Below are 4,479 nucleotides of genomic sequence, written 5' to 3'. Positions count from 1 at the left end.
CGCCACCCCCGTCACACCCCGTGGCTAGGCTTTCGAACCGATAACGGCCCCGACCGCGGCCCCGACCATGGGACCGCGAGCCCCGCCCGAGGAGTACCGATGAGCGAGCGACTGCAACCCGGCGACACCGCCCCGGCCTTCACCCTGCCCGACGCCGACGGCAACCCCGTCTCGCTCTCCGACCGCGCCGGACGCAAGGTGATCGTCTACTTCTACCCCGCCGCCCTCACCCCCGGCTGCACCAAGCAGGCCTGCGACTTCACCGACAACCTCGACCTCCTCGCCGGCGCGGGCTACGACGTGATCGGCGTCTCCCCCGACAAGCCCGAGAAGCTCGCGAAGTTCCGCGAGAAGGAGAACCTGAGGGTCACCCTCGTCGGCGACCCGGAGAAGAAGGTACTGGAGGCCTACGGCGCCTTCGGCGAGAAGAAGATGTACGGCAGGACCGTCACCGGCGTCATCCGCTCCACGGTGGTCGTCGACGAGGAGGGGAAGGTCGAGCGGGCGCTGTACAACGTCAGGGCCACCGGCCACGTCGCCAAGCTCATCCGGGACCTCTCCCTCTGAGCCCGCCGGGCCCCTCTCCCACCCGGCGTAACCACCCCGCGCGCCGTTCGTTGACCAGTGCGAGTCCGCGACAGAAGACCGAACGACCACGGCGCGGACGGTTCACAGGGGGAGGGGCCATGGCCACCGAGTACACCCGCGAATCACTCGCCGAGGCCGTCCGCGCGTCGGCCACCCTCTCCGAGGCGATCACCCGCCTCGGCAGAGTTCCGACCAACGGTCGGCGACGCTACGTCCGAGGCCTGCTGGAACGGTGGGGCATCGACGCCACCCACCTCGAACGGGAGGGAGTGCGGCACACCGAGCGACAACTACGCGAGTTGGTAAGCGAGTCGTCGAGCATCGCCGAGGTGGTCCGCCGACTGGGAATCGCTCCTGTGGGTGGCAACCAGGCACACATCAGCCGCCGCATCGCCGCCCTGGGTATCGACACCTCACACTTCACGGCCGTGCGCCCACGCCGCCCCAGGGGTTCTCTCGGTGACCGGCTCGTCCTGGGCAGTCCGGCAGATGGACGCGTCCCCGGGGAACGACTGCGTCGTCTACTCGTAAGGCAGCAGGGCGTCTCCGAGGAGTGCGCTGAATGCGGCATCGGCCCCGGCTGGAACGGTAAACCGCTGCGTTTGGAAGTCGACCACCTCAACGGCGACTGGTGGGACAACCGCCCCGGGAACCTGCGACTGCTCTGCCCCAATTGCCATGCGGTCACCGACACGTTCCGTGGCCGCAAGCGGCGCGCGGCGGCCCGGTAGGAGAGAACCATGTCCTACTGCCGCCTGGGATACACACGGCAGAAGCTCACGACTGTCGCCGCCGAGGCCGCGAGCCCCGTGGACATGCTGCGCCGCATGGGGCAACCGCTCAACACCGTTTCGCTGCGCTATCTGCGCAGCCGCCTGTCCCACTACGAGATCGACACCTCGCACTTCACGGACGAATCACTGCCGCCATCCTCCCGAACCGACTACACCAGCACGGTGCTGGAGGATGCAGCCGTGCGCTCGTCCTCTCTTCACGAGATGGCCGAGTACCTCGGCGTCAGGCCCTACAGCAGCCTGTTCGGCCATCTGAGGCGCAGACTGGCGCACTTCGGTATCGACACCTCCCACTTCGCCGAGGCCCATGGCGGTCGCTCCAGCACCATCGACGAACAAACACTCCGGCTCGCGGTGTCAGAGTCCTCCAGCATCGCCCAAGTCGTCCGCGCCCTCGGCTTGTCCGTCTCCGGCGCCTCGCGGGCCCGGGTCAAAAAAGCCATCAGGGCATACGGACTCTCGACATCCCACTTCACCGGCCAGGCGCACTACCGCAACCGGCCGTCACCACACCGCAAATCCGCCGATGAGATTCTGCGGCGGCTCGAACCGGGCTCACCTCGGGCGAGGCGGTCCCTGCTGCACAGAGCACTTCAGGAGAAGGGGGTTCCATATGCCTGCCGCGAATGCGGCACCGGGCCCCTGTGGCGCGGCCGGAAGCTGGTCTTGGAGATCGACCACGTCAACGGCGACCGTCTGGACAACCGGATCGGCAATCTGCGGTATCTCTGCCCGTCGTGCCACAGCCAGACACGGACGTTCGCCGACGGCTCCAGGCGGTGAGGACCCATCGGGCAGGTGACCGCGCTCCGTGCGGAACCCAGTACAGTAGCCCCCGAGCCCGTACTCCAGCTGGCTAGAGAGTGCCGGTTTAGGTCCGGTATGTCGTGGGTTCGAGTCCCACCGGGCTCATAGGAGAAAACGGCCTGCTTCCTTCGATTCGAAGGAAGCAGGCCGTTACTTTGCGGCCGTCAGCCCAGGAGTTCGCGGACCACCGGGGCGAGGGCGCGGAAGGCCTGGCCGCGGTGGCTGATGGCGTTCTTCTCGTCCGGGCTCAGTTCCGCGCAGGTGCGGGTCTCGCCCTCGGGCTGGAGGATCGGGTCGTAGCCGAAGCCGCCGGTGCCGGCGGGCTCACGGCGGAGGGTGCCGGCCAGGCGGCCCTCGACGACGCGTTCGGTGCCGTCGGGCAGGGCCAGGGCGGCCGCGCAGGCGAAGTGCGCGGTGCGGTGGGGGTCGTCGATGTCGGAGAGCTGGGCGAGGAGCAGGTCGAGGTTGGCCCGGTCGTCGCCGTGGCGTCCGGCCCAGCGGGCGGAGAAGATGCCGGGGGCTCCGCCGAGGACGTCGACGCACAGGCCGGAGTCGTCGGCCACGGCGGGCACCGAGGTGGCCCTGGCCAGGGTGCGTGCCTTGAGGAGTGCGTTCTCGGCGAAGGTGAGGCCGGTCTCCTTGACGTCCGGGACCTCGGGGTAGGCGTCGGCGCCGACCAGGGTGAGGTCCAGTCCGGCCGCGGAGAGGATGGCCTCCAGTTCTCGGACCTTGTGGGCGTTGCGGGTGGCGAGGATCAGGCGCTGGCTCATGGGGACCGATTATCCCGTCGCGGCGGCCGGAACCGCCGGGCGGGCCGGGGATCGGGCCGGAACCCGGGTTCCGCCGACTCGCAGCCCGCCGGCTCGCAGCCCGGCAGCCCGCCGACTCGCAGCCCGTCGGCCCGGAGCCTGCCGGCCGGGGTCCGTCAGCCGGAGGTGCAGACCTGGGTCAGTTCGTCGGCGGCGTCGACGACGGGGCCGACGTCGGGGGCCTTGCCCTGCTCGACGGACTCGCGGACGTTGTCGGCGGCCTGCCGCATGTCCTCGGCGACCCGGGCGATGTCGGCGTTGTCCGTGTTCTCGACGATCTTGTCGAGGTTCTCGTTGATGCGGTTCAGGGACCGGTCCACCTCGGCCGGGTTCTCGACGCCGTCGGCGACCGCCTGCTGGAGGGCGTTGGCGCTGTCCACCACGACGACGGCGGTGTTGGCGCAGTCCAGTGCGTTCTGGACGGCGCCGCAGCCCGTCAGGGGGAGGGCGAGGAGGACGGGGGCGAGGGCGGCGAGGGTGGTCCGTCTGCGCATGCGGCGTGGTCTCCTGTGTCTGGACGGGCCGTACGGCTCGACCCGTACGGCCCGTGCCCTGTAGGACGCGTAAAGCGCTCGCAAAGTTCCGCGTCCCGCCCGCGTTCTCATGGGTGTCACCGGGAGGGCCCGGAAGGCCCGGGGCGGCTGCGGCGGGGGCCGAGGGCCGGACCGGGTCAGGCCGGGGGCAGCGCCCCGGTGTCCAGTGCGTGCCGCTGGGCGCCGTCGAGTTGGGCGCAGCCGGCGACGGCGAGGTCGAGGAGGGCGTCGAGTTCGGTGCGGGCGAAGGGGACTCCCTCGGCGGTGCCCTGGACTTCGACGAAGCGGCCGTCACCGGTGCAGACGACGTTCATGTCGGTCTCGGCGCGGACGTCCTCCTCGTAGCGGAGGTCGAGCAGGGGGGTGCCGTCGACGATGCCGACGCTGACGGCGGAGACGGTGCCGGTCAGCGGCTGGGCCTTGGCGCGGACGAGTTTGTTGTCGCGGGCCCAGGCGAGGGCGTCGGCGAGGGCGACGTAGGCGCCGGTGATGGCGGCGGTGCGGGTGCCGCCGTCGGCCTGGAGGACGTCGCAGTCGAGGACGACGGTGTTCTCGCCGAGGGCCTTGAGGTCGACGACGGCGCGCAGTGAGCGGCCGATGAGGCGGGAGATCTCGTGGGTGCGGCCGCCGATCTTGCCGCGGACGGATTCGCGGTCGCCGCGGGTGTTGGTGGAGCGGGGGAGCATGGCGTACTCGGCGGTGATCCAGCCCTCGCCGCTGCCCTTGCGCCAGCGGGGCACGCCTTCGGTGACGCTGGCGGTGCAGAGGACGCGGGTGTCGCCGAAGGAGATGAGGACGGAGCCTTCGGCGTGCTTGCTCCAGCCGCGTTCGATGGTGACGGGGCGGAGTTGTTCGGCTGTGCGGCCGTCGATGCGTGACATGGGTGCGAGCCTAGTGCCCCGGGCGGGGCGGCCGTTCGGGTGAACGGCCTGGTGGCCGGGTGGGCGC

At 70.5% G+C, this 4,479-nt stretch carries 6 protein-coding genes and 1 tRNA gene; 4 read left to right on the top strand and 3 right to left on the bottom strand.

From position 1 onward, the window contains the following. Window positions 1–99: 99 nt before the first annotated feature. The 4 genes from bcp to L7D48_RS26325 all read left to right on the top strand — a co-directional run bounded on the left by bcp (window position 100) and on the right by L7D48_RS26325 (window position 2,294). Window positions 100–567: a thioredoxin-dependent thiol peroxidase gene (gene bcp, locus L7D48_RS26340; protein WP_237883210.1), complete on the top strand. Its 468-nt coding sequence runs from the start codon at window positions 100–102 to the stop codon at window positions 565–567. A gap of 119 nt (window positions 568–686) precedes the next feature. Continuing rightward, window positions 687–1,319 carry an HNH endonuclease gene (locus L7D48_RS26335; RefSeq protein WP_237883209.1) on the top strand — a complete coding sequence of 211 codons (633 nt, stop codon included), beginning with the start codon at window positions 687–689 and terminating at the stop codon, window positions 1,317–1,319. 9 nt (window positions 1,320–1,328) lie between these two features. Then, entirely contained in the window at window positions 1,329–2,165 is an 837-nt protein-coding gene (locus tag L7D48_RS26330) for an HNH endonuclease (RefSeq protein ID WP_237883207.1), read from the top strand. Between the two features lie 54 nt (window positions 2,166–2,219). Next, window positions 2,220–2,294: transfer RNA gene (locus tag L7D48_RS26325), tRNA-Leu, on the top strand. 59 nt (window positions 2,295–2,353) lie between these two features. Here L7D48_RS26325 and rdgB read toward each other — a convergent pair. The 3 genes from rdgB to rph all read right to left on the bottom strand — a co-directional run bounded on the left by rdgB (window position 2,354) and on the right by rph (window position 4,412). Continuing rightward, window positions 2,354–2,959, bottom strand: a complete 606-nt coding sequence (gene rdgB / locus L7D48_RS26320; protein WP_237883205.1) for an RdgB/HAM1 family non-canonical purine NTP pyrophosphatase — start codon at window positions 2,957–2,959, stop codon at window positions 2,354–2,356. Window positions 2,960–3,114: 155 nt separating this feature from the next. Continuing rightward, on the bottom strand, window positions 3,115–3,492 hold the full coding sequence (locus L7D48_RS26315; RefSeq protein WP_237883203.1) for a hypothetical protein: 378 nt from the start codon (window positions 3,490–3,492) through the stop codon (window positions 3,115–3,117). A gap of 176 nt (window positions 3,493–3,668) precedes the next feature. Next, window positions 3,669–4,412, bottom strand: coding sequence for a ribonuclease PH (gene rph, locus L7D48_RS26310; RefSeq protein ID WP_237883201.1), 744 nt, complete (start codon window positions 4,410–4,412; stop codon window positions 3,669–3,671). Between the last annotated feature and the right edge of the window lie 67 nt (window positions 4,413–4,479).

Source organism: Streptomyces sp. ICN903 (assembly GCF_022015835.1).
Taxonomy (GTDB): domain Bacteria; phylum Actinomycetota; class Actinomycetes; order Streptomycetales; family Streptomycetaceae; genus Streptomyces; species Streptomyces fenghuangensis.
This window is presented reverse-complemented; position numbering and strand designations above follow the sequence as displayed.